This window comes from Arthrobacter sp. Sr33, from assembly GCF_054511195.1.
Map to the genome: position 1 here is coordinate 69,767 of NZ_JBTNDD010000005.1, position 19,756 is coordinate 89,522.

At 63.0% G+C, this 19,756-nt stretch carries 16 protein-coding genes; 6 read left to right on the forward strand and 10 right to left on the reverse strand.

Features of this window, described 5'->3' with window-relative positions; translation table 11 throughout:
• Positions 1-62: 62 nt before the first annotated feature.
• A complete protein-coding gene (locus tag ACX80T_RS08460) occupies positions 63-1,619 on the reverse strand; it encodes a molybdopterin-dependent oxidoreductase (protein WP_459304177.1) in 1,557 nt (518 codons plus the stop codon).
• 126 nt (positions 1,620-1,745) lie between these two features.
• Between ACX80T_RS08460 and moaA the strand changes: the two genes are divergently transcribed.
• Both moaA and ACX80T_RS08470 read left to right on the forward strand, forming a co-directional pair.
• The gene (gene moaA / locus ACX80T_RS08465) at positions 1,746-2,825 is read left to right on the forward strand and encodes a GTP 3',8-cyclase MoaA (protein ID WP_459304178.1); all 1,080 of its coding nucleotides are present in this window, start codon (positions 1,746-1,748) and stop codon (positions 2,823-2,825) included.
• Positions 2,826-3,089 carry a MoaD/ThiS family protein gene (locus tag ACX80T_RS08470; RefSeq protein WP_459304179.1) on the forward strand — a complete coding sequence of 88 codons (264 nt, stop codon included), beginning with the start codon at positions 2,826-2,828 and terminating at the stop codon, positions 3,087-3,089.
• 31 nt (positions 3,090-3,120) lie between these two features.
• On the opposite strand, the gene ACX80T_RS08475 is transcribed toward ACX80T_RS08470, so the two are convergent.
• Genes ACX80T_RS08475 through ACX80T_RS08485 form a run of 3 tightly spaced genes read right to left on the reverse strand, consistent with a single transcriptional unit; the run spans position 3,121 to position 6,784 of the window.
• Positions 3,121-4,299: a thiolase family protein gene (locus tag ACX80T_RS08475; RefSeq protein WP_116778784.1), complete on the reverse strand. Its 1,179-nt coding sequence runs from the start codon at positions 4,297-4,299 to the stop codon at positions 3,121-3,123.
• A gap of 40 nt (positions 4,300-4,339) precedes the next feature.
• Positions 4,340-5,545, reverse strand: coding sequence for an acyl-CoA dehydrogenase family protein (locus ACX80T_RS08480; RefSeq protein ID WP_116778783.1), 1,206 nt, complete (start codon positions 5,543-5,545; stop codon positions 4,340-4,342).
• Between the two features lie 36 nt (positions 5,546-5,581).
• A complete protein-coding gene (locus ACX80T_RS08485; protein ID WP_116778782.1) occupies positions 5,582-6,784 on the reverse strand; it encodes a CaiB/BaiF CoA transferase family protein in 1,203 nt (400 codons plus the stop codon).
• Between the two features lie 210 nt (positions 6,785-6,994).
• Here ACX80T_RS08485 and ACX80T_RS08490 point away from each other — a divergent pair, with 210 nt between their 5' ends.
• Positions 6,995-7,903: a LysR substrate-binding domain-containing protein gene (locus ACX80T_RS08490; RefSeq protein WP_116778781.1), complete on the forward strand. Its 909-nt coding sequence runs from the start codon at positions 6,995-6,997 to the stop codon at positions 7,901-7,903.
• A 36-nt stretch (positions 7,904-7,939) separates the two neighbouring features.
• Here the strand turns inward: ACX80T_RS08490 and ACX80T_RS08495 are convergent, their stop codons facing one another.
• Both ACX80T_RS08495 and ACX80T_RS08500 read right to left on the reverse strand, forming a co-directional pair.
• Entirely contained in the window at positions 7,940-9,967 is a 2,028-nt protein-coding gene (locus ACX80T_RS08495; protein ID WP_459304180.1) for a TRAP transporter permease, read from the reverse strand.
• Entirely contained in the window at positions 9,957-11,072 is a 1,116-nt protein-coding gene (locus tag ACX80T_RS08500) for a TAXI family TRAP transporter solute-binding subunit (protein ID WP_116778779.1), read from the reverse strand. The genes ACX80T_RS08495 and ACX80T_RS08500 overlap by 11 nt, the downstream gene beginning before the upstream one ends.
• A 276-nt stretch (positions 11,073-11,348) precedes the next feature.
• On the opposite strand from ACX80T_RS08500, the gene ACX80T_RS08505 reads away from it, so the two are divergent.
• Genes ACX80T_RS08505 through ACX80T_RS08515 form a run of 3 tightly spaced genes read left to right on the forward strand, consistent with a single transcriptional unit; the run spans position 11,349 to position 14,243 of the window.
• Entirely contained in the window at positions 11,349-12,566 is a 1,218-nt protein-coding gene (locus ACX80T_RS08505; RefSeq protein WP_116778778.1) for an acyl-CoA dehydrogenase family protein, read from the forward strand.
• A gap of 10 nt (positions 12,567-12,576) precedes the next feature.
• Entirely contained in the window at positions 12,577-13,353 is a 777-nt protein-coding gene (locus ACX80T_RS08510; RefSeq protein ID WP_459304181.1) for an enoyl-CoA hydratase/isomerase family protein, read from the forward strand.
• A gap of 2 nt (positions 13,354-13,355) precedes the next feature.
• A complete protein-coding gene (locus tag ACX80T_RS08515; protein WP_116778776.1) occupies positions 13,356-14,243 on the forward strand; it encodes a 3-hydroxyacyl-CoA dehydrogenase family protein in 888 nt (295 codons plus the stop codon).
• A gap of 96 nt (positions 14,244-14,339) precedes the next feature.
• Here ACX80T_RS08515 and ACX80T_RS08520 read toward each other — a convergent pair whose 3' ends face one another.
• The 4 genes from ACX80T_RS08520 to ACX80T_RS08535 form a co-directional block, all read right to left on the reverse strand.
• Positions 14,340-15,806 (reverse strand): M16 family metallopeptidase, encoded by a 1,467-nt coding sequence (locus ACX80T_RS08520; protein ID WP_116778775.1) that lies wholly within the window; start codon positions 15,804-15,806, stop codon positions 14,340-14,342.
• 3 nt (positions 15,807-15,809) lie between these two features.
• Positions 15,810-18,071, reverse strand: coding sequence for a polyribonucleotide nucleotidyltransferase (locus ACX80T_RS08525; protein ID WP_459304182.1), 2,262 nt, complete (start codon positions 18,069-18,071; stop codon positions 15,810-15,812).
• A 284-nt stretch (positions 18,072-18,355) separates the two neighbouring features.
• Entirely contained in the window at positions 18,356-18,625 is a 270-nt protein-coding gene (gene rpsO, locus ACX80T_RS08530; protein WP_019483462.1) for a 30S ribosomal protein S15, read from the reverse strand.
• A gap of 118 nt (positions 18,626-18,743) precedes the next feature.
• Positions 18,744-19,736, reverse strand: a complete 993-nt coding sequence (locus tag ACX80T_RS08535) for a bifunctional riboflavin kinase/FAD synthetase (RefSeq protein WP_019483463.1) — start codon at positions 19,734-19,736, stop codon at positions 18,744-18,746.
• Between the last annotated feature and the right edge of the window lie 20 nt (positions 19,737-19,756).

The following is a 19,756-nucleotide window of genomic DNA, read 5'->3' on the forward strand; positions in this document are numbered from 1 at the left end:
TGATGCTCCACCTTAGGCTCCCATGAAACCGTGTTCAGGAAACCGTGTTCAGGAAACCGTGCTCAGGAAACCGTGAACGACACGGTGTGGAGTCCCGTAGCGCCGTCGGGGGTCACCGGTGCCACCCGGTCCACCTGCACCGCCCCCGTCGCATCGACGGCCCGTACCTGCACCGTGTGTGATCCCGAGTCCAGCTGGATGTCGGCCGAGAACTGCCGCCACGTGTCCCGGGAGATCTCGGTTCCCAGCCTGGCGCTCTGCCATCTGCCCCCGTCCACCCTCACCTCGACCCGCTCAATCCCCCGGTGTTGCGCCCAGGCGTAGCCGGCGATCGCGACCGTCCCGGCGGGCACCGTCGAATTGTTTTGGGGGACGTCAATGCGTGAGGAGGTTTTGACCGGCCCACGTTCTGACCAGCCCCGGGTAGACCAGTAGGCGACGTCGTCGTCGTACCGTGTCACTTTCAGCTCGGTCACCCACTTGGTCGCCGAGACGAAACCGTACAGCCCGGGAACCACCAGGCGGACGGGGAAACCATGTTCAACAGGGAGCGTTTCGCCGTTCATTCCGACGGCGATCAGCGAGTCCCGATCGTCGGTCATGGCTTCCAGCGGGGTGCTGGCGGTGAATCCGTCGATGCTGCGCGACAGCACCATATCGGCCCGGTCCTGGACGCCCGCCATGGCTAGCAGGTCGCGGACCGGCCAGCCGAGCCATTTTGCGTTGCCGATCAGGTCACCGCCCACCACGTTCGAAACGCAGGCGAGGGTGATATAGCTTTCGATCAGGGGCTTGGTCAGGAGCTCGTCGAAGGTCAGCTCGACCTCCCGATCCACCATGCCGGTCACCCGTAGCCGCCAGGTGACCGGATCCACTACCGGCACCACGAGGGCGGTATCGATCCGGTAGTAGTTGTCGTTGGGGGTCACCAGCGGTGAAACGCCGTCGACGCCGAGATCCGCCCCTGCGGGAAGCACTGCTGCCGCTGAAGCCCGGTTCGCGCTCGCCGACGGCCTTGGCAGGGAGATCTGTTCCCTGGCGACGGTCACCAGGGATTGGCTGTTGCGCACCCCCGCCGCTGCGGCCCCCGATACTGCCGCGACGACGCCGCCCACTCCCACCCCCACGAGGAACCGGCGGCGGGCCACCGGCCCTGGAACGCCGCCGTCGGCCGCCGTGCGGGGGTGCCAGGCCGCCAGCCGGTCGATCATGACGCTGATCAGCATGACGCCTAGTACCAGGGCGACCACCGGCGCCGCGAAGGCGGGCGTTGAGGACTGCGGCCGTGCGGCGACGGCGGCGATCCCCGCCAGGCCGAACGCCAGCACGACTGCGGCTCCGGCCCGACGCCACCTGTATTCAAGGATTCCGGCGGCGGCGGCCATTGAAGCGATGATGAGGAACATTGCGCCGAGGAATACCAGCTTGTCGGCGGTGCCGAACGTCTCAATGGCCCAGTCCTTGACGCCGGGTGGCAGCACATCAATGACGATCGACCCGACGGCGGTCACCGGGGAAAGGGAGGGGCTGACCAGCGCGGCGGTCAGCTCGGCTGCGATCACAGCGAGCAGGACAGCAACCAGCCCGGAAAGTGCTGCCCATCCGTTGGTCCGTCTCACGCCGGTCACCCTTTCTGTGATGTGTCAGTCATTTAGCCCAACGTCTGCGCCCCATCATCGGTTCGCCGGGCGTGCATAAGCCTCCACCGAATAGTGGCCCTAGCTGAAAGGGCGTAATCTCGAGGGATGGGAATTGAACTGGGTATGCCGCATATCGGGGTCCAGCGTCCCTCTGATGCCGGGCCGGGGCTGATTGACAGTTTCGGCCGCAAGGCCACTGACATGCGCCTGTCGCTGACCGACAAATGTAATCTGCGCTGCACCTATTGCATGCCCGCCGAGGGTCTTGACTGGCTGCAAAAGTCAGCCGTGCTCTCCCGTGAGGAGATCGTCCGGCTGGTGCGGATCGGCGTTGATTCCCTCGGGGTGCGTGAATTGCGCCTGACGGGTGGCGAACCGCTGGTGCGGGCCGACCTGCTGCAGATCATCGGCGACATCCGCGCCAACCACGCGGACCTGCCCATCTCCATGACGACCAACGGCCTGGGCCTGGACAAAAAGGCTCAAGCCCTCAAGGACGCGGGCCTGAGCCGGATCAATGTGTCGATGGATTCGCTCCACCCCGATACGTTTGCCCAACTGACCCGCCGGCCGTTCCTCGACCGGGTGCTGCGGGGTATCGAAGCTGCGGCGCAGGTGGGGCTTGGCCTGGTCAAGATCAACGCCGTCCTGATGCGCGGGATCAACGACCATGAGGCGCCCGAACTCCTCGAATGGGCGGTGTCCAAGGGATTTGAGCTGCGTTTTATCGAGCAGATGCCCCTCGACGCGGACCACGGCTGGACCCGCGACGGCATGATCACTGCCCTCGAGATGCGGACCCTGCTGGAGCAGCAGTTTGTGCTGACCCCGGATCCGCGCAACCGGGACGGCGCCCCCGCCGAGCGCTGGGAGGTACGCCGAATCGCGGCCCCTGACATCGTCGTCGGCACCGTGGGCATTATCGCCTCGGTGACTGAGCCGTTCTGCGCCGACTGCCGGCGAACCCGCGTCACCGCCGAGGGCAAGATCATGAGCTGCCTATTTTCCCGCGAGGAGACCGATCTACGGGATCTGCTGCGGTCGGACGCCGACGACGACGCGATCGCCGCCCGCTGGCAGGACGCCATGTGGGCCAAGCCGAAAGCGCATGGGATGGGCCACGTGGGTCTGGGTTCGGACGATTTTGTCCAGCCGGACCGCAGCATGAGCGCGATCGGCGGCTAGATGCTGATTCGATATTTCGGCGCCGCGCAGGCCGCAGCCGGTACGGCAGAAGAACGCCTCGACCTCGACGCAGTGACGCTCGAGACAGTCCTGGCGCACCTCACCGCCCGGTACCCGCTGCCGGTTCGGGTGGGCGGGCCGGCGATGCCCGAGGTCATCGCCCGGAGCAGCTTCCTGCTGAACGAGGTGGCTGCCCGTGACCGCGGCCGGGTGCTGGCCGCCGACGACGTCCTGGATATTCTGCCGCCCTTCGCCGGGGGCTAGCCCCAGCCTGCCTCCGCCCCCTGGTCAGGTGCTAGACGCGTTCCAATAGCATTGCCGTGCCCTGGCCGACCCCCACGCACATGGTCGCGAGCCCCCGGTCCGCCTGCTCGCGTTCCATCCGTCCGAGCAGGGTGATGGCGATCCGTGCACCCGATGAACCCAGCGCATGCCCGAGGGCGATGGCACCGCCGTCGCTATTCACAATCCCCGGGTCGAGACCTAGCCTGCGGATGCAGGCCAACGACTGGGTGGCGAACGCCTCATTGAGCTCCACCGCACCGATATCGTCGAGCCGCCAGCCGGCTCGGGAAAGCACCTTCTCCGTCGCGGGAACCGGACCGATGCCCATGATTTCCGGCGGCACTCCCGCTGATGCGCCGTCCACGACACGTGCCCGGGGAACCAGACCGAACCGCTTCACCGCGCTCTCGCTGGCAACGACGATGGCGGACGCACCGTCGTTGAGTGAACTCGCGTTTCCTGCCGTGACGATCCCGCCCGGCCGCACGACCGAACGAAGCGAGGCCAAAGTTTCCAGCGATGTACCTGGCCGGGGACCCTCGTCCTGGTCTACAACGCCGGTCTTCGTTTCAACGGACAGAATCTCCTTGGTGAACCGCCCCGCAGCAATAGCCGCCAAGGCACTCCCATGGGACTTCACCGCGAACGCATCAGCATCTTCCCGGGTGATGCCATCCAGCGACGCCACTTCTTCAGCGGTTTCCGGCATCGACAGCTTTTGCTGGTCGCTGAAGCGCGGGTTGGTGAATCGCCACCCCAGAGAGGTGTCAGCAATTTCGCCGGGTCGGGCGAAGGCCTTCACTGGCTTTTCCATCACCCACGGTGCGCGGGTCATGGACTCCACCCCACCTGCAATGACCACGTCAGCGGCACCGGCCTTGATCATCTGCGAGGCGATCAAAATGGCGCTCAGCCCTGAAGCGCACAGCCGGTTGACGGTCAGGCCGGGAACAGTGTCCGGCAACCCGGCAAGCAGCGTTGCCATCCGCGCCACGTTCCGGTTGTCTTCGCCGGACTGGTTGACGCAGCCCAGAACCACTTCGTCGACGGCCTTCGGGTCCATGCCCGCACGTTGCAGGGACTCCCGAACCACCAAAGCCGCAAGGTCATCCGGTCGCACCGATGACAGGGCACCACCATAACGGCCGACAGGAGTTCTCACTCCTCCGACAAGAAAAGCTTCATTCATTGGGTGTTCCTTAATTGAGGTGTTGGCTGGATGGGCGGGGTCAGGCGAACGCGGAGATGCCGGTGATGTCGCGCCCGATCAGCAGCGACTGGATGGAGTCGGTCCCCTCGTAGGTGTGCACCACCTCCATGTCGGTCATGTGGCGGGCCACATGGTTTTCCAGCAGCAACCCATTCCCGCCCAGAATGTCCCGCGCCTGCAGGCAGATCCAGCGAGCCTTCTGGGCGGTATGCATCTTCGCGAGTGAGGCCATGGGGCTGGTCATTTTTCCCTGATCCGCGAGGGTGGCAAGGCGGAAACAGATCAACTGCATCGCTGTCAGCTCGGAGAGCATGTTGGCGAGCTTGTTCTGCACCAACTGGAAGCCCGCGATGGGCTTGCCGAACTGCACCCGCTGTGTGGCATAGGAAACTGCAGCTTCGTAGGCAGCAATGCCGTGGCCCACGGCTTCCCAGGATGCCCCGCTGCGGGTTGCCGTCAGTACCCGGGTCACGTCCCTGAAGGAGTGAGCCTCGGCGAGCTTGTTCTCGGCCGGGATGCGGACGTTGTCGATCATCACATCGGGCTGCCAGATGGCCCGCTTGCCGATTTTCCCCGTGATGAGCTCGGTGGTGTATCCATCCGGGTAGGTGCCGTCGTCATTCTTTTCCAGAATGAAGCCCTTGACCTTGTTGTCCGCTTCATCGCGCGCCCAGATGATGACGACGTCGGCAATGTTCGCGTTCCCGATCCACCGCTTGCGGCCGTTCAGGACGTAATGCTCACCTTCCCGTCGGGCTGTGGTTTCAAGCGCCACCGAATCCGACCCATGGTCCGGCTCAGTCAGGCCAAACGCGCCAATCTTGTCCAGCCTTGCCATGCCGGGCAGCCACCGCTGCTTCTGTTCCTCGTTGCCGAGCATGTTGATGGTGCCCATCGACAGCCCCGACTGCACTCCGATGAACGTATTGAGGCTGCCGTCACCGCGCGACATCTCAACGGAAACCATTCCCGCGGCCAGCCTGCTCAGCCCGGGGCAGCCGTAGCCCTCGATGGTAGAACCAACGATTCCGAGCTGGGCAATGCCGGGGACCAGCTCAAAGGGAAACTGCGCAGCTTCCCAGTAGTCGTTGATCACCGGAAGCACCGACGTATCGACGAAGCCGCGGACTTTCTTCCGGATCAGCACCTCCTCCTCGGACAGGAGCTCATCAAGAAGGTAGTAGTCAACGTTCACCGGATCAGCGCTCTGGGCGGTAGTGCTCATGGGGTCCTCATCTGTCGTCGTCGGATCTAGGAAAGTTCAGCGGGCTGCGGCGAGCTGCTGCGCAAGCCAGCCGCGCACCAGGTCCGAGCTGGAGCCCAGCATCGGCGGAGCCAAATCGTAGGTGGCGGGTGTCCGGGAGAAACTCACCGGGTGTCGAACCGTCGGAATTTGTCGTTCGTTTTCGCCCGGGAGTACCACTGGATCCAGGCCCAGCCTGTCGGCAAGGTCCACCCCGCCCTTCACGTCCTGGATGGGCGCACAAGGCAACCCCGCACCGGAAAGAAGGGGGAACCATTCCTCGGCCGACCGGGCTGCCAGCTGCACTTCGAGGAGGATGCGCAGCTCCGACCGGTGCGCGTTGCGTTGCTCCGCGGAGGAGAACCGTTGATCCTGCGCCAGTTCGGGTACCTCAAGCACCGTGCAGAGCCGCGCAAACTGGCCGTTGTTGGCTGCGGCGATGACCAGCCGGCCGTCACCGGTCAGCATAGGCTCGTAAGGGTAGAGGCTGGGGTGTTCATTGCCCATCCGGGTGGGAATGACACCGCCAGTGACATAGGCCGCGGATTGGTTGACCATCCCCGACAGGGCTGAGGACAGCAGATTCAGCTCCACATGCTGCCCTTCCCCGGTGGTGGTGCGGTGATGGAGTGCTCCAAGAATTCCCGTGCTGGCGTGCAAGCCAGTGATGACGTCGAACATTGCCAACCCGGCACGGTACGGTTCCGTCTCCTGGCCACCGGTGAGGCTCATCATCCCCGAGGCCGCCTGGACCAAGAGGTCATAGCCGGGGAGCGCGGCGCCTGCACCGGTTCCGAAGCCCGTGATCGATGCGTAGATGACCGTGGGATTGAGATCGGCAATCGCGGCGTAGTCAAGACCGTAGCGCTCCAGTCCATGGGGCTTGAAGTTCTCAACGACTATGTCGGCCCGGGCGGCCAGCTGCTGTGCAAGGGCAAGGTCTGAGGGCTCGTTGAAGTCCAGGGTGATCGAGTGTTTGTTCCGGTTGACGGAGAGGAAGAACGTGCTCTCGTCGTCGCGTACCGGCGGCTTCCACGTCCGGGCATCGTCTCCGGCCGGAGACTCGACCTTGATCACTGTGGCGCCCATATCGGCGAGCAGCATCGTGCAGTACGGTCCCGCCAGCACCCTGCTGAAATCCGCAACGACCACTCCGCTCAGCGGACCACTCCCGGTGCGTCCAAAGATTTCGTTCAGCGTGTCCGCTGCAGCTTCCGCCATAGTTGATCCTCCATCACATGTGTCGTGTGTCACCACCCTCGCAGAGGCCCAAGCTCGCGTCCAATACAAATTGTGTCGGCTATTTTTACGATTTCAGGAATAATCTCTTGACGTTCTTTCCCAGATTTCACCCCGATAGGTCCCTCATTGATAGCTTGCTTAGCTCCAATCATTGACTCTTAGTAACAATCCCGACAATAATTCAGGGTTATGGAGATACAGCAAGTCCGCGCCTTCCTCGCCGTCGCCCAGGAACTGCACTTCGGCCGTGCCGCGGAACGTCTGCACATCGCCCAGCCACCACTGAGCCGCACCATCAAGAATCTTGAACGCGAGCTGGGTGCAACCCTTTTTGAGCGCAGCACCCGAAGCGTGAAACTCACGACTGCGGGCCAGGCGCTGCTGGCCCCGGCAGAGGAGATCATGTCAGCCTGTCGCAGGGCACGATCGGCAGTAACTTCGGCAGGCAAAGGTGAGACTGGGAGGGTCCGGGTGGCTTTCGCGGGTGTGTCCTCCCACGTCATGGTGGGCAAGCTGGCAAAGCTGGTCAGGCAGACCCACCCCGGAATCGACATTGAGCTATACAGCTCCTACTACGCCGTCCCTGCCCTGAATGAGGTCATTGCGGGCACCATGGACATCGGCCTGGGCCGGTGGAGCTTCCTACCCTCGGGGATCGAATCGCGGACCGTGGCCCGGGAGACTCTGGTGATTGCGCTGCCGTCAAACCATCGGCTGGCTCACCGGACGTCGGTCCGGATGGCAGATTTTGCCACCGAGGATTTTGTTGCCTTGCCGCCGGACCCGGGGGCAGTCCTCAGGGAACACCTCGATCGGCTTTCCCACGGTGCTGGCTTTGTGCCCTCGATCGTGCAGGCTGCACCCGATACGTCCACACTGCTCTCGTTGGTCGCCGCAGACATTGGCTGCGCCCTTACTGTGTCCTCTGTCCCGGACAACGTGTCCTACCCGGGGGTGGTGTTTGTCCCCCTTGAGGATCCGGCCGAACCCATCCTGCTGCGTCTGATCTGGCGCAGTGATGACAGCAGTCCAGCGCTGCGCGAGGTCCTGCGCCTTTCTGAGGCCCTGATGCCCTCGCCGGAGCCGTCCCCGGCCTAAGCGGGCTGAATCCCGCCCAGGCCGCACCTCCAGTGGTTACTCTGAGAGCGACTGCAGCCGGCCCTCCGCGTGGGTGGGCGCCGCCGCCGTCGGGGTTTGCCCGTCTTTGCGCAGGGCAATGAAGGTCAGGAGGAGAACCACGCCCAGCAGCACCCCACCGAGGGCCGCGGCGGCCACTCCGGGCATCATCAGGCTGACACCGGCGACAGCGGAGACGACGCGCAGCAGCATCGGCAACCGCCGGCCCATGCCAAGCACCCACCCTTCGAAGGCACAGGCCAGAGCGTAGACACCGATCAGGCTGAGACTGAAGGCCATCACAATCTCCGGCAACGGGGCCTGGGCAACCAGCGCCGGATTCAGCGCAAACCCAAACGGCACGATGTACTTCACTGCCCCCAACTTCATTGCGGAGACGCTGGTTTTCATCGGGTCGGAACCGGCGATCCCGGCGGCGGCAAAGGACGCGAGCGCCACCGGCGGCGTGATGTAGGAGACTGCGGCCCAATAGATGACGAAGAGGTGGGCTGCGATCGGATCGATACCGAGTTCGACGACGGCGGGGACCATGACGATTGCCAGGAACACGTAGGCCGCGGAAACGGTCATACCCATGCCCAGGATGAAGCAGGTCACGGCACCGGCAATGAGCATCAGCACCACGTTGTCCCCGACCAGGACCAGCAGTTCCCTGGCCAGTGAGAGAGTTACCCCGGACATGTTGAGCCCGCCAACAATGAGCCCCACCCCGGCGATGATGCCCAGGATCTCACTAATGGTCCTGCCGCAGTCGAAAAGCATATCGACGAACCGGCGTGGCGTGAGCCTGCCCTCCCGCTTGACCATCCCGTAGACCACCAGGGCACCCGCTACCCAGAACGGTGCCTGCGTTTCGGTGGTGACCACCAGAAGCGCGGTCAACATGACAAGTGAGGCAAGGTACGGCCAGCCCGAGGCCATCACCGGACCAAACCTGGGCAGTTTGGACTTCGGCAGCCCCGCCAGGCCCTTCCTGGAGGAATAGGCATCAATCTGAAGGTAGATGCCCACGTAGTACAGGATTGCGGGAATAGTCGCGGCGATCAGAATTTCCTTGTAGGGCACACCCACAAAGGAAATCATCAGGAACGCCGCGGTGCCCATGACCGGCGGGGTAATGGATCCGCCGGATGACGCGGTGGCTTCAACCGCCCCTGCGTACCGGGGAGAAAACCCGGCCTTGATCATGGCCGGGATGGTCATGGGCCCGGTGGTGAGCACATTCGAGACGGCGCTTCCGCTCATCATTCCCATGGAAGCGCTGCTGGCCACCGACACCTTGGCGGCGCCGCCGCGTGCACCACCAAACAGGGATTGGGCCAGATTGTGGAAGAACGTGGATCCGCCGGTGTGCCGGAGAATCACCCCGAAGAGCAGGAATCCGATCAGGATGCTGGCTGCGGTCTGCAGCGGCAGGCCCATGATCCCTTCGACGCCCACCGCATGGATCTGGGCAGTGGTCCGGAAATCATGGGAGATGCCCTGCAGAAATCCGAAGGGCATCCGGGAAGAGAACATCGGATACACAGAGAACAGGAACGCGATGACCGCAACCGCTGACCCGGCTGTGCGCCGCAACGCCTCGATCGCCAGCCCCCACAGCACCACGCTGAAGACGGCTGCCAGCGGCGGCGCCGCGTAATCCCATCCCAGATTCAGGATGGTCTCAGCGTTGACGCCGAAGTAGACGGTGACCACCAGCGTCGCGGCGAACAGAACGATGTCGTACCAGGCCAGCGCGGCAGGCCTTGGTCGAGGCCCGACACCATCGTCAGCGGCCGGCAACGTCACGGACTTTGACGCCGGGAAGATGATGAACGCGATGGCCAGGAAGCAGGTCAGCATGTAGTACAGATAGGCGTGCGTGAGCAGTGTGACACCGAAGAGATCCCAAAAGAACACCTGGTTCATTGAGAGCAGGATGCCGAGAACAGTGAACACCACCACCACTGCCCGCCAGGGGCCGTTCAGCCGCGGCGGCGCATCGGTTGTCGTCCCAGCGGGAGGCGCAGTCTCAATCGTCAAGGTGTTCTTCCTTCCATGCGGTCCATTCCTGGGCCAGGTTTTCCTTGTCAGCCGGTCCGATGAATGTTTCCCAGCCTTCCTGCAACGCGGCCTGCCGTTCGACAAGCTCGGCATTGCGCTGTTCAGCCTCTTCGGTCCACATGCCCTGTTCCTCGAGATACCTCACGGTCCCGGGATGAAACGGGACCACCAGGGGCTCGGTGAGCACCTTGTCGAGGGCAAACTCACCAGCGGACGGTGTGGTGTTTTCATAGCGGTCAAAGTTTTCATCCATGGCTTTCACCAGGTCATAGACCTGCTGCTCATCGGTGTCCGCATAGGTGGAGATCGGGACCGTGTAGGCGAAGTTTTTTGCCGAGTCCCCCTCCTCCATTCCTGGGGCTCCCGAAAACTCGCCGATGGTCACCATCGGGGCGATCGCGTTGACGGCTGCCATCTTTTCGGGGGAATCGTCGTTCATGCTCATCCAGTCGACGTCCACCGTGCTGGCGAGCTCTTCCAGGTTGGAGCCATAGGCACTACTGAACAGGACATCCAGCCGACCGGTCTTCAGCGCTTCGGTTTGGTCGCTATAACTTACGTCGACGGGTTCGACGTCATCCCAGGTCAGGCCACCGTAGGCAAGGTAGGCCTCCAGCTTGAGGTTAATTGAGGTGTTGGCTGTGACACGGGGGAATTTTTTTCCTTTGAGGTCCTCGAAAGTTTCGATGCCAGCGTCGGTGCGGGTCATCAGCCCATAATTTCCCATGGGCGCCCACACCACACGGAGATCCTGGGGGCCCCAGTTCTCGCTGGAGAAGTCCTGGATGCCCTCGAATCCGAAGTAGTATTCGTCTCCCATCCGGCTGAACTGGGCGCTGCCAGCCTTCAGTGGAGCAACCCGCCCAATCGATGTGTCGGAGGTGAGGATACGAACCTGGGTGCCCTGCACACGGGTGAGACTGTCCGATACAGCGGCAAGGTCGTTGTAGGTTCCGGTTCCCACACCGTAGGTAGTCATCACCAGCTGGGAATTGGGGTCAGCGCGGCTGTCGGGCGAACTGCTGGTAACGATGCCAGTGATGAGGACTCCGGCCAGCACGGTACAGGTCAAGATTTTCTTCATTGAAAGCCCCTATGAGATCCGGCGGCCGGCGATATGCCTTGATGCCATGGATCAGTTGCCTGAAAGTGTTATCTACGTCACTCTCCCAGAAAGGTTACCCATACTTCCAATACCTAATTCGCCGAAGATTCATACCTTGAATGAATCGATAGACAGGACGTTCTCTCGAAGAGATTGTTTTCTATCCGGTATCAATCATGCTCGGCTTTGGTATTGGATTAGCTGTAATACTCCTGAGAGAGTGAGGGCAGTCACTACATTTTTGAAGGAGACCCCATGACGGCAGCACTCAACGAATCCCCTGTCGCTTCGGCACTACCGGATGTCGCAAACGTCCCTGACACCTCCGACGTCCTGCAGCTCAACGGACTACTCAGTAGCCAGGAGCTAGCCGTTCAGACGTCGGTCAGGGCATTTGTGGACACCAGGATCAAGCCCAACATCGCCCAGTGGTACGAGAGCGCTTCCTTCCCCACTGAAATAATGCACGAGCTCGGTGATCTGGGCGTGCTGGGCATGCACCTTCACGGGTACGGCTGCCCCGGGCGCACCGCTGTCGAATACGGCGTGGCCGCCATGGAACTGGAAGCCGGTGATTCAGGTATCCGGACGCTCGTCAGCGTGCAGGGCTCACTGGCGATGAGCGCCATCCACAAGTGGGGCTCCGAAGAGCAGAAGAATCATTGGCTGCCGTCTATGGCTACCGGCCGCGCTATCGGTTGCTTCGGTCTCACGGAGCCAACCGCAGGCAGCGACCCATCCGCCATGAAGACGTTCGCCCGCAAGGATGGAGCGTCCTGGATTCTCACTGGCGAGAAGCGCTGGATTGGTCTGGCGTCTATTGCCCAGGTGGCGGTGATCTGGGCGATGACGGACGACGGTGTTCGCGGGTTCCTGGTGCCCACTGACTCCCCCGGCTTCGTAGCAACGCCGATCACCTCCAAGCTCTCCATGCGCGCCTCGGTTCAGTGCGACATCATCATGACGGATATCCGGCTCCCCGACACCGCACTCCTCCCCGGGGCAAAAGGCTTGCGCGGCCCGTTCTCCTGCCTGAACGAGGCGCGGTACGGAATTATCTGGGGTGCCATGGGTGCGGCCCGTGACAGCTACCAGGCCGCACTGGACTACTCACAGGGACGTCTGCAGTTCGACAAGCCACTTGCCTCCTATCAACTCACCCAGGAGAAGCTGGTCAACATGATGCTCGAAATCCAGAAGGGCACACTGTTGGCTATACATATCGGCCGGCTGAAGGACGCAGGCACGCTGCAGCCGGAGCAAATCTCGGTGGGCAAGCTGAACAATGTGCGGGAGGCCATCGCCATCGCACGCGAGGCTCGGACCGTCCTGGGCGGCAACGGCGTGACCCTCGACTATTCGCCACTGCGCCATGCCAACAACTTGGAGAGTGTGCGCACTTATGAGGGTACTGATGAGGTACACACCCTGATTCTGGGCAGTCACCTCACCGGCATCCCGGCGTTCAGGTAGGGGCGCTTTCATGGAATTCACCCTGATCAACGCCGAGTCCACCAACGGGCTGGGCATCATCACCATCAACCGCCCTGAGAGCCGCAATGCCCTCAACCGGGTTGTACTGGACGAGATCGCCAACGCCCTGGACCTCTTTCTTGACGACGAAGGTGTGGGCGCGGTGATCTTTACCGGCGCCGGGGGGAAGGCGTTTATTGCTGGCGCCGACATCAACCAGTTAGCCAACTACAGCCTGGTTGATGGCCTCTCCGGCAGGATGCAACGGCTCTACGACACCATCGAGGGTTACGAGCTGCCGACCATCGCCGCCATCAACGGGTATGCGCTCGGTGGGGGGCTCGAACTTGCGATGGCGTGTGACATCCGTGTAGCGGCAGAAGGTAGCCGGTTTTCCCTGCCGGAAACCAATCTCGGCATCATTCCCGGCGCGGGCGGAACTCAGCGGTTGCCGAGGCTGGTGGGCCGGGGGCGCGCCGTGGAACTCATCCTGACCGGACGGCTGGTCGACGCACCCGAGGCTCTGGGCATGGGGCTGGTGACCGACGTCGTCCCGTCGTCGGACCTGATGGATACGGTGAGGAAAACCGCCGACACCATCATGGCGAAGGGCCCGCTAGCAGTCCGCCTGGCCAAAATGGTGGTGAAGCATGGCTTTGACACCGATCAGCAGACCGGACTTCTCCTGGAGCGGCTTGCTCAATCGCTCCTGTACACCACCCAGGACAAAGCCGAAGGCACCGCAGCATTCCTCGAAAAACGCTCAGCCAGATACGTAGGAAAGTAGCAATGGAAACTAAACCTGATCTTCAGAAAATTCGCCGCATTCTCGTCGTAGGTGCGGGCGCCATGGGCTCCCAAATCGGATTGGTCGGCGCGCTGGCCGGGTATCAGGTCACCGTCCAGGACATCTCGGAGAGGATGCTGGCGCCGGCGAGTGAAGAGCTCTCACTGCGGCTCGACCGCAGTGTTGCTAAAGGCCGCCTCGAACGCGGGGCAGCGGACGCTGCATTGAACCGGATGAGCTTCACCACCAGCCTCAGGGATGCCGCATCGACTGCTGACTTCGTCATCGAGGCCGCAGTGGAAAAACTGGATATCAAGCGGGAGATCTTCCGGGAACTCGATGAGTACGCACCAGCCCATGCAGTGTTGGCCACCAATTCCTCCACGCTGGGCTCATCGAAAGTGGCGGATGCCACCGGGCGTCCGGACAGGGTCTGCAACATGCACTTCTTCAACCCAGCCCTGGTCATGAAATGCGTCGAGGTGGTGCGCCACGAGAGCACCTCCCAGCAAACAGTGGACACCACAATGGGTCTCGCCACGCGGCTGGGCAAAGCGCCAATCCTGATCAATCGCGAGATCCCCGGGTTCGTCGCAAACCGCCTGCTGGGCGCTTTGCGCACCGAGGCGCTGAAACTGTACGACGGCGGCATAGCGAGTTTTGAAGACATCGACACGGCGGCCAAGACTGCGTTGGGTCACCCCATGGGCCCCTTCGAATTGATGGACCTGGTGGGCCTCGATGTCGCCTACCTGATCAGGCACGCCCATCATCAGGAGACCGGGGATCCCGCTGACCTGCCACATCCGGCCCTTGCCGAGCTCTACGAAGCCGGGCACTACGGGCGAAAGACTGGGAAGGGCTGGTACGAGTACACCGAGGGCAGCTAGAGGCACTCCGCTCGCACCCTGCTAGTCCGTTAAGTCATGATCCTAAAACGCGCCCCTGCTGAGCAGCGGCGCGTTCGAAGATTCTGTGCAGGACCGCTAGTGGCCGAAATCCGCTGGGGTGTCGAACGGGCCGACAACGGTAATCGTGCGCGGGGCGGCAGCTAGTTCAGCGGCCAGTTCCCGGACCTGCGCCTCGGTGACGGCGTTGACCCGTGCCAGCACCTCATCGAGGCCGAGGAACTCCCCCGACACCAGTTCTGCCCGGCCGAGGCGTGACATCCGAGACCCGCTGTCCTCCAGTGCCAGCACCATACCGCCGGAGAGTTGCCCGACGGCTCGACGCAGCTCATCGGCGGAAATCCCGTCTGCGGCGAGCCGGTCCAGCTCGGCACCGAGCAGCTCAATGACCTGACCGGTCTTCGCCGGTGAGCACCCCGCGTACATGGCGAAGTAGCCGGCGTCGGCGTAGGAGGCGGAGAAGGAGTAGGTCGAATAGACGAGCCCGCGCTTCTCGCGGACTTCCTGGAAAAGCCGTGATGACATCCCGCCGCCCAGGACGGCGTTCAGCACGCTCATCACGAACCGCCGGTCGTCGGTGGCGGTGATTGACGGGCAGCCGACCAGAATGTTTGCCTGCTCCACCGCACGCCGAATGACCCGGATTCCTCCGGTGCTTTCAATCGGTACCGGCGTATCGGAACGACGGGCCACGGGCAGCGCATCGGCCTCCAGCGTCCAGCCGGCGGTCCGCAGCGCGTCGAGGACGAGCCCGCAGACCACTTCGTGGTCCAGTCCCCCGGCCGCGGTGACGACCAGTTCCGATGGTCGGTAATACTGGCGGTAGTGAGCCAGGACCGAGTCGCGGGGCACTGCCTTGATGGCGTCGGGGGTGCCGCCGATGGGGCGACCCAGTGGGTGGGACCCGAGCACCGCTTCGACGAATTCTTCGTGGGCGACGTCGGCGGGGTCATCGCTGTCCATCGCGATTTCCTCGAGGATGACGTCGCGTTCCTGCTCAAGTTCGTCGGCGTCAATCACGGCGCTGGTCACCATGTCGGCGATTACGTCGATTGCCATGGGCAGATCAGCGTCAAGCACCCGGGCGAAATAGCACGTGTGCTCCTTCGCCGTGGCAGCGTTGGATTCACCGCCCACCTCGTCAAACGCTTCGGCAATCTCGAGCGCAGTGCGCCGCGTGGTGCCCTTGAAGAGCAGGTGTTCAAGGAAGTGAGTGGACCCGTGCTGGCCTTCGGCCTCATCCCGGGATCCGACCCCCACCCAGAAACCGATGGTCGCGGACCGCTGGCCGGGCATTGCCTCGGTCAGGACACGCACCCCGCCGGGAAGTACTGACCGGCGCACCACGGCGCCGCCCAGCGTCCCCGCGACGAGCGTGGGATCGTGGCCGGCACCCGCACTGTCCGCGGAAGGCGCAGGGGTGGGCAGCAGCGGCAGGACGATCGACGTCGGCCCAGTGCGGTTCTCGTGTGAAACGGCCAACGGCCCTGCTCCCGACGTGGTGTCGGGAACAGGACCGGAGGCGTTGTTAGCTGATACAACCATTCGTTAGTTGTCGTCACCCTCTGCTGAGTCCGCCGAAGCGTTCTCAGCCGCAGCGTCGTCGGCAACCACTGGGGAGAGCGAAAGCTTTCCGCGGTCATCGATCTTGGTGATTTCGACCTGAACCTTCTGGCCCACCGAAACAATGTCGTCGACGTTGTCGACGCGCTTGCCGTTGGCCAGCTTGCGCAGCTCGGAGATGTGCAGCAGCCCATCCTTGCCCGGGGTCAGCGACACGAAGGCACCGAAGGTGGTGGTCTTGACGACCGTACCCAGGTACCGCTCGCCAATCTCAGGAACCTGAGGGTTGGCGATGGCGTTCACTGCGGCGCGTGCAGCCTCGGCCGCACCACCGTTGGTGGCGCCGATCAGAACCGTGCCGTCATCTTCGATGGAGATGTCAGCGCCGGTGTCTTCCTGGATCTGGTTGATCATCTTGCCCTTGGGGCCAATGACCTCGCCGATCTTGTCAACCGGGATCTTCACCGAGATGATGCGTGGCGCGAACTCGGAAAGCTCGTCCGGCACGTCGATGGCTGCCTCAAGGACACCCAGGATGTGCAGGCGGGCTTCACGGGCCTGCTTCAGGGCTGCGGCGAGCACTGAGGCGGGGATTCCGTCGAGCTTGGTGTCCAGCTGGATGGCTGTGACGAACTCGGCGGTACCGGCAACCTTGAAGTCCATGTCGCCGAAAGCATCTTCAGCGCCAAGGATGTCGGTCAGTGCCGCGTAGCGGGTCTGACCGTCGACGACGTCGGACACCAGGCCCATGGCGATACCAGCGACGGGTGCCTTCAGGGGCACACCGGCGTTGAGCAGCGACAGGGTTGAAGCACAGACCGAGCCCATCGACGTCGAGCCGTTGGAGCTCAGCGCCTCGGAGACCTGACGGATCGCGTAAGGGAATTCCTCACGGGTCGGCAGGACCGGCATCAGGGCGCGCTCGGCGAGGGCACCGTGACCGATTTCGCGGCGCTTCGGCGAACCGACGCGACCGGTTTCACCGGTGGAGTAAGGAGGGAAGTTGTAGTTGTGCATGTAGCGCTTGCGCGTCACCGGCGACAACGAATCAATCTGCTGCTCCATCTTGAGCATGTTCAGCGTGGTGATTCCCATGATCTGGGTTTCGCCGCGCTCGAAGATCGCAGAACCGTGAACGCGAGGCAGGACCTCGACCTCGGCGGTGAGCTGACGGATGTCGCTCAGGCCGCGGCCGTCGATACGGATCTGATCCTTGAGGATGCGCTGGCGGACAACGCTCTTGGTGACCGACCGGAACGCGGCAGAGAGTTCCTTCTCGCGTCCTTCGAACTGCCCGGCGAGGTCAGCGGTGACGCTGTCCTTGAGGGCGTCCGAGGCGAGGTCGCGCTCTTTCTTGTCAGCGATCTGGAAGACCTCGGTCAGCTTGGCTGCTGCTGCCGACTCTACTGCTGCGAAGACGTCGTCCTGGTAGTCAAGGAAGACCGGGAAGTCGACGGTTGGCTTGGCTGCGCGGCCGGCAAGGTCAGCCTGAGCGTCACACAGGGCGCGGATGTACGGCTTTGCCGCTTCCAGGCCGTCGGCGACGATCTCTTCGGTCGGTGCGGTGGCACCGTCTTCCTTGATGAGCTTCCACGAGTTGTCGGTGGCTTCAGCTTCCACCATCATGATGGCGACGTCGTCACCCTCGGGTCCACTGACCACACGGCCGGCAACGACCATGTCGAAGACCGAGTTCTCCAGTTCGGAGTGCTTCGGGAAGGCGATCCACTGATCCTGGCCGCTGCCATCGGAGACGAGTGCCACGCGGACACCACCGATCGGACCGGAGAAGGGGAGGCCGGAGAGCTGCGTGGACATCGAGGCGGCGTTGATGGCAACGACGTCGTATCGCACGTCGGGGTTGATCGCCAGGACGGTGACCACGATCTGGACCTCGTTGCGGAGGCCCTTCACGAAGGCCGGGCGCAGCGGGCGGTCCATGAGCCGGCAGGCGAGGATCGCCTCGGTGGAGGGACGGCCTTCGCGGCGGAAGAAGGAGCCTGGGATGCGCCCTGCGGCATACATGCGCTCTTCAACGTCGACGGTCAGGGGGAAGAAGTCGAAGCCTTCGCGGGGGTGCTTGCCAGCGGTCGTTGCTGACAGAAGCGCTGTGTCTTCGTCGATGTAAACCATTGCGGCGCCGGCTGCCTGCTGTGCAAGGCGGCCAGTCTCGAACCGTACGGTGCGCTTGCCGAACCGGCCGTTGTCAATAACGGCTTCGGCGAATTGAATTTCGGGACCCTCCATAGAGAGTCACCTCCGTTTCTGTTTGGGCTGGTGCCCTGCCGGAACCTGATCACCGTTCAATGCGGTGATGCTCGCACCCGGTCTTCGATCGAGATCCACGGGGACTCACGCGTGCTCTGCACTGTTCTGCGCTGCACGGCCGTCTGCTCCCGGAGACCACTACCGAGGACCGCGAATGCGCGGTGCCTGCCTGGCTCCATGTGTTTTTAGTTGTTTGTGTGGCCGGTGGCCACATGTGGAAGGCGGCTCCTTCCCTGAAGGAAGGACCCGCCCCACGTGTGTTACTAGCGGCGCAGGCCGAGACGCTCGATGAGCGTACGGTAGCGCGTGATGTCAGTCTTACGCAGGTAGTCCAGCAGACGACGACGGCGTCCAACCATCAAGAGCAGGCCACGACGCGTGTGGTGGTCGTGCTTGTGCATCTTGAGGTGTTCGGTGAGGTCGAGAATACGGCGGGACAGCATCGCAATCTGCACCTCAGGTGAGCCGGTGTCGGCTTCCCCGGTTGCATATTCCTTAATGATTTCCTGCTTGATAGCGGCGTCAAGGGCCACAATAACTCCTAGAGTTGTACCGTGAACAAGTTCCCTGGTCTTGCCGACAGTCGCCTGCCGAACCAAAGACACAGAAAGATCCAGCCACCACGGACTGCAGCCGGATCCACGGTCCAGTTTACCTGCTGAGGCGTTGTTCTGTCGAAAGGACCTCGCGGGTCTCTTCGACGTCGAGCCGCATCTGGGCGATCAGCGTGTCGGGCCCGGTGTAGGCCACCATTCCCCTCAACCGACGGGTGAACTCCACGATGATGATCTGTCCGTACAGGTCGAAGTCGGAAACGTCTTCCTTGGGGCGATCAATGACGTGTGCTTCGACGTGGCGACTGACGCCTTCGAAGGTGGGGTTCGATCCGACCGAAATGGCTGCGGGCCAGCGGGTGCCGGCTTCGTCGACGAGCCATCCGGCGTAGATCCCATCGGCGGGAATATAGCCGCCGGAGGCTGGTGACAGGTTGGCGGTCGGGTAGCCCAGTTCACGGCCGCGAGCCGCGCCGTGGACCACTTCGCCGCGCATCCGGTGTGGCCGTCCGAGGATCCGCGCGGCAGTTGCCACGTCCCCGTCTTCCAGGGCCTCGCGGACCCAGGTGGAGGAACAGCGCCGATCGCCGTCGGCCTCGGTGGGATCGGTCGGGCTGGCGCCGAAGTCGTCGATGACGATCACCTCGAAACCGAGTTTCTGTCCCAGTTCGCGCATCGTGCCGAGGTCGCCGCTATTGTCCCGACCGAAGCGGACATCGTGACCGATCACCACGGCGCGGGCGTTGAGGGCGTCGACGAAGACCTTTTGGACGAACTCTTCCGGCGTGTTTGCCGCCAGTTCCAGCGTGTAATGCATCATCAGCAACGCCTGGATCCCGGTGGTGGCGAGGGTCTCGATGCGGTCCTCAAGACCCATGATGAGTTCCGGCGCCTGATCCGGCCGATGCACCTTGGCGGGGTGGGGCTCAAACGAGATGACTACCGCTGCGGCGTCGCGGTCGCTTGCCGCGGCGACCAGCTGTTGCAACACCCGCTGATGGCCGAGGTGGACACCGTCGAAATTACCAATGGTGACCACCGATGGACCAAAACCATTCGGAACACTGGTCAGGTCATTCCAGTAGTACACGCATCTCCTCTTTCGTTGTA

Excerpts from the sequence above, each read along its gene's own strand:
- moaA (WP_459304178.1), top strand. The coding sequence starts at position 1,746 with ATGGGAATTGAACTGGGTATGCCGCATATCGGGGTCCAGCGTCCCTCT.
- ACX80T_RS08470 (WP_459304179.1), top strand. The coding sequence starts at position 2,826 with ATGCTGATTCGATATTTCGGCGCCGCGCAGGCCGCAGCCGGTACGGCA.
- ACX80T_RS08475 (WP_116778784.1), bottom strand. The coding sequence starts at position 4,299 with ATGAATGAAGCTTTTCTTGTCGGAGGAGTGAGAACTCCTGTCGGCCGT.
- ACX80T_RS08480 (WP_116778783.1), bottom strand. The coding sequence starts at position 5,545 with ATGAGCACTACCGCCCAGAGCGCTGATCCGGTGAACGTTGACTACTAC.
- ACX80T_RS08485 (WP_116778782.1), bottom strand. The coding sequence starts at position 6,784 with ATGGCGGAAGCTGCAGCGGACACGCTGAACGAAATCTTTGGACGCACC.
- ACX80T_RS08490 (WP_116778781.1), top strand. The coding sequence starts at position 6,995 with ATGGAGATACAGCAAGTCCGCGCCTTCCTCGCCGTCGCCCAGGAACTG.
- ACX80T_RS08500 (WP_116778779.1), bottom strand. The coding sequence starts at position 11,072 with ATGAAGAAAATCTTGACCTGTACCGTGCTGGCCGGAGTCCTCATCACT.
- ACX80T_RS08505 (WP_116778778.1), top strand. The coding sequence starts at position 11,349 with ATGACGGCAGCACTCAACGAATCCCCTGTCGCTTCGGCACTACCGGAT.
- ACX80T_RS08510 (WP_459304181.1), top strand. The coding sequence starts at position 12,577 with ATGGAATTCACCCTGATCAACGCCGAGTCCACCAACGGGCTGGGCATC.
- ACX80T_RS08515 (WP_116778776.1), top strand. The coding sequence starts at position 13,356 with ATGGAAACTAAACCTGATCTTCAGAAAATTCGCCGCATTCTCGTCGTA.
- ACX80T_RS08520 (WP_116778775.1), bottom strand. The coding sequence starts at position 15,806 with ATGGTTGTATCAGCTAACAACGCCTCCGGTCCTGTTCCCGACACCACG.
- ACX80T_RS08525 (WP_459304182.1), bottom strand. The coding sequence starts at position 18,071 with ATGGAGGGTCCCGAAATTCAATTCGCCGAAGCCGTTATTGACAACGGC.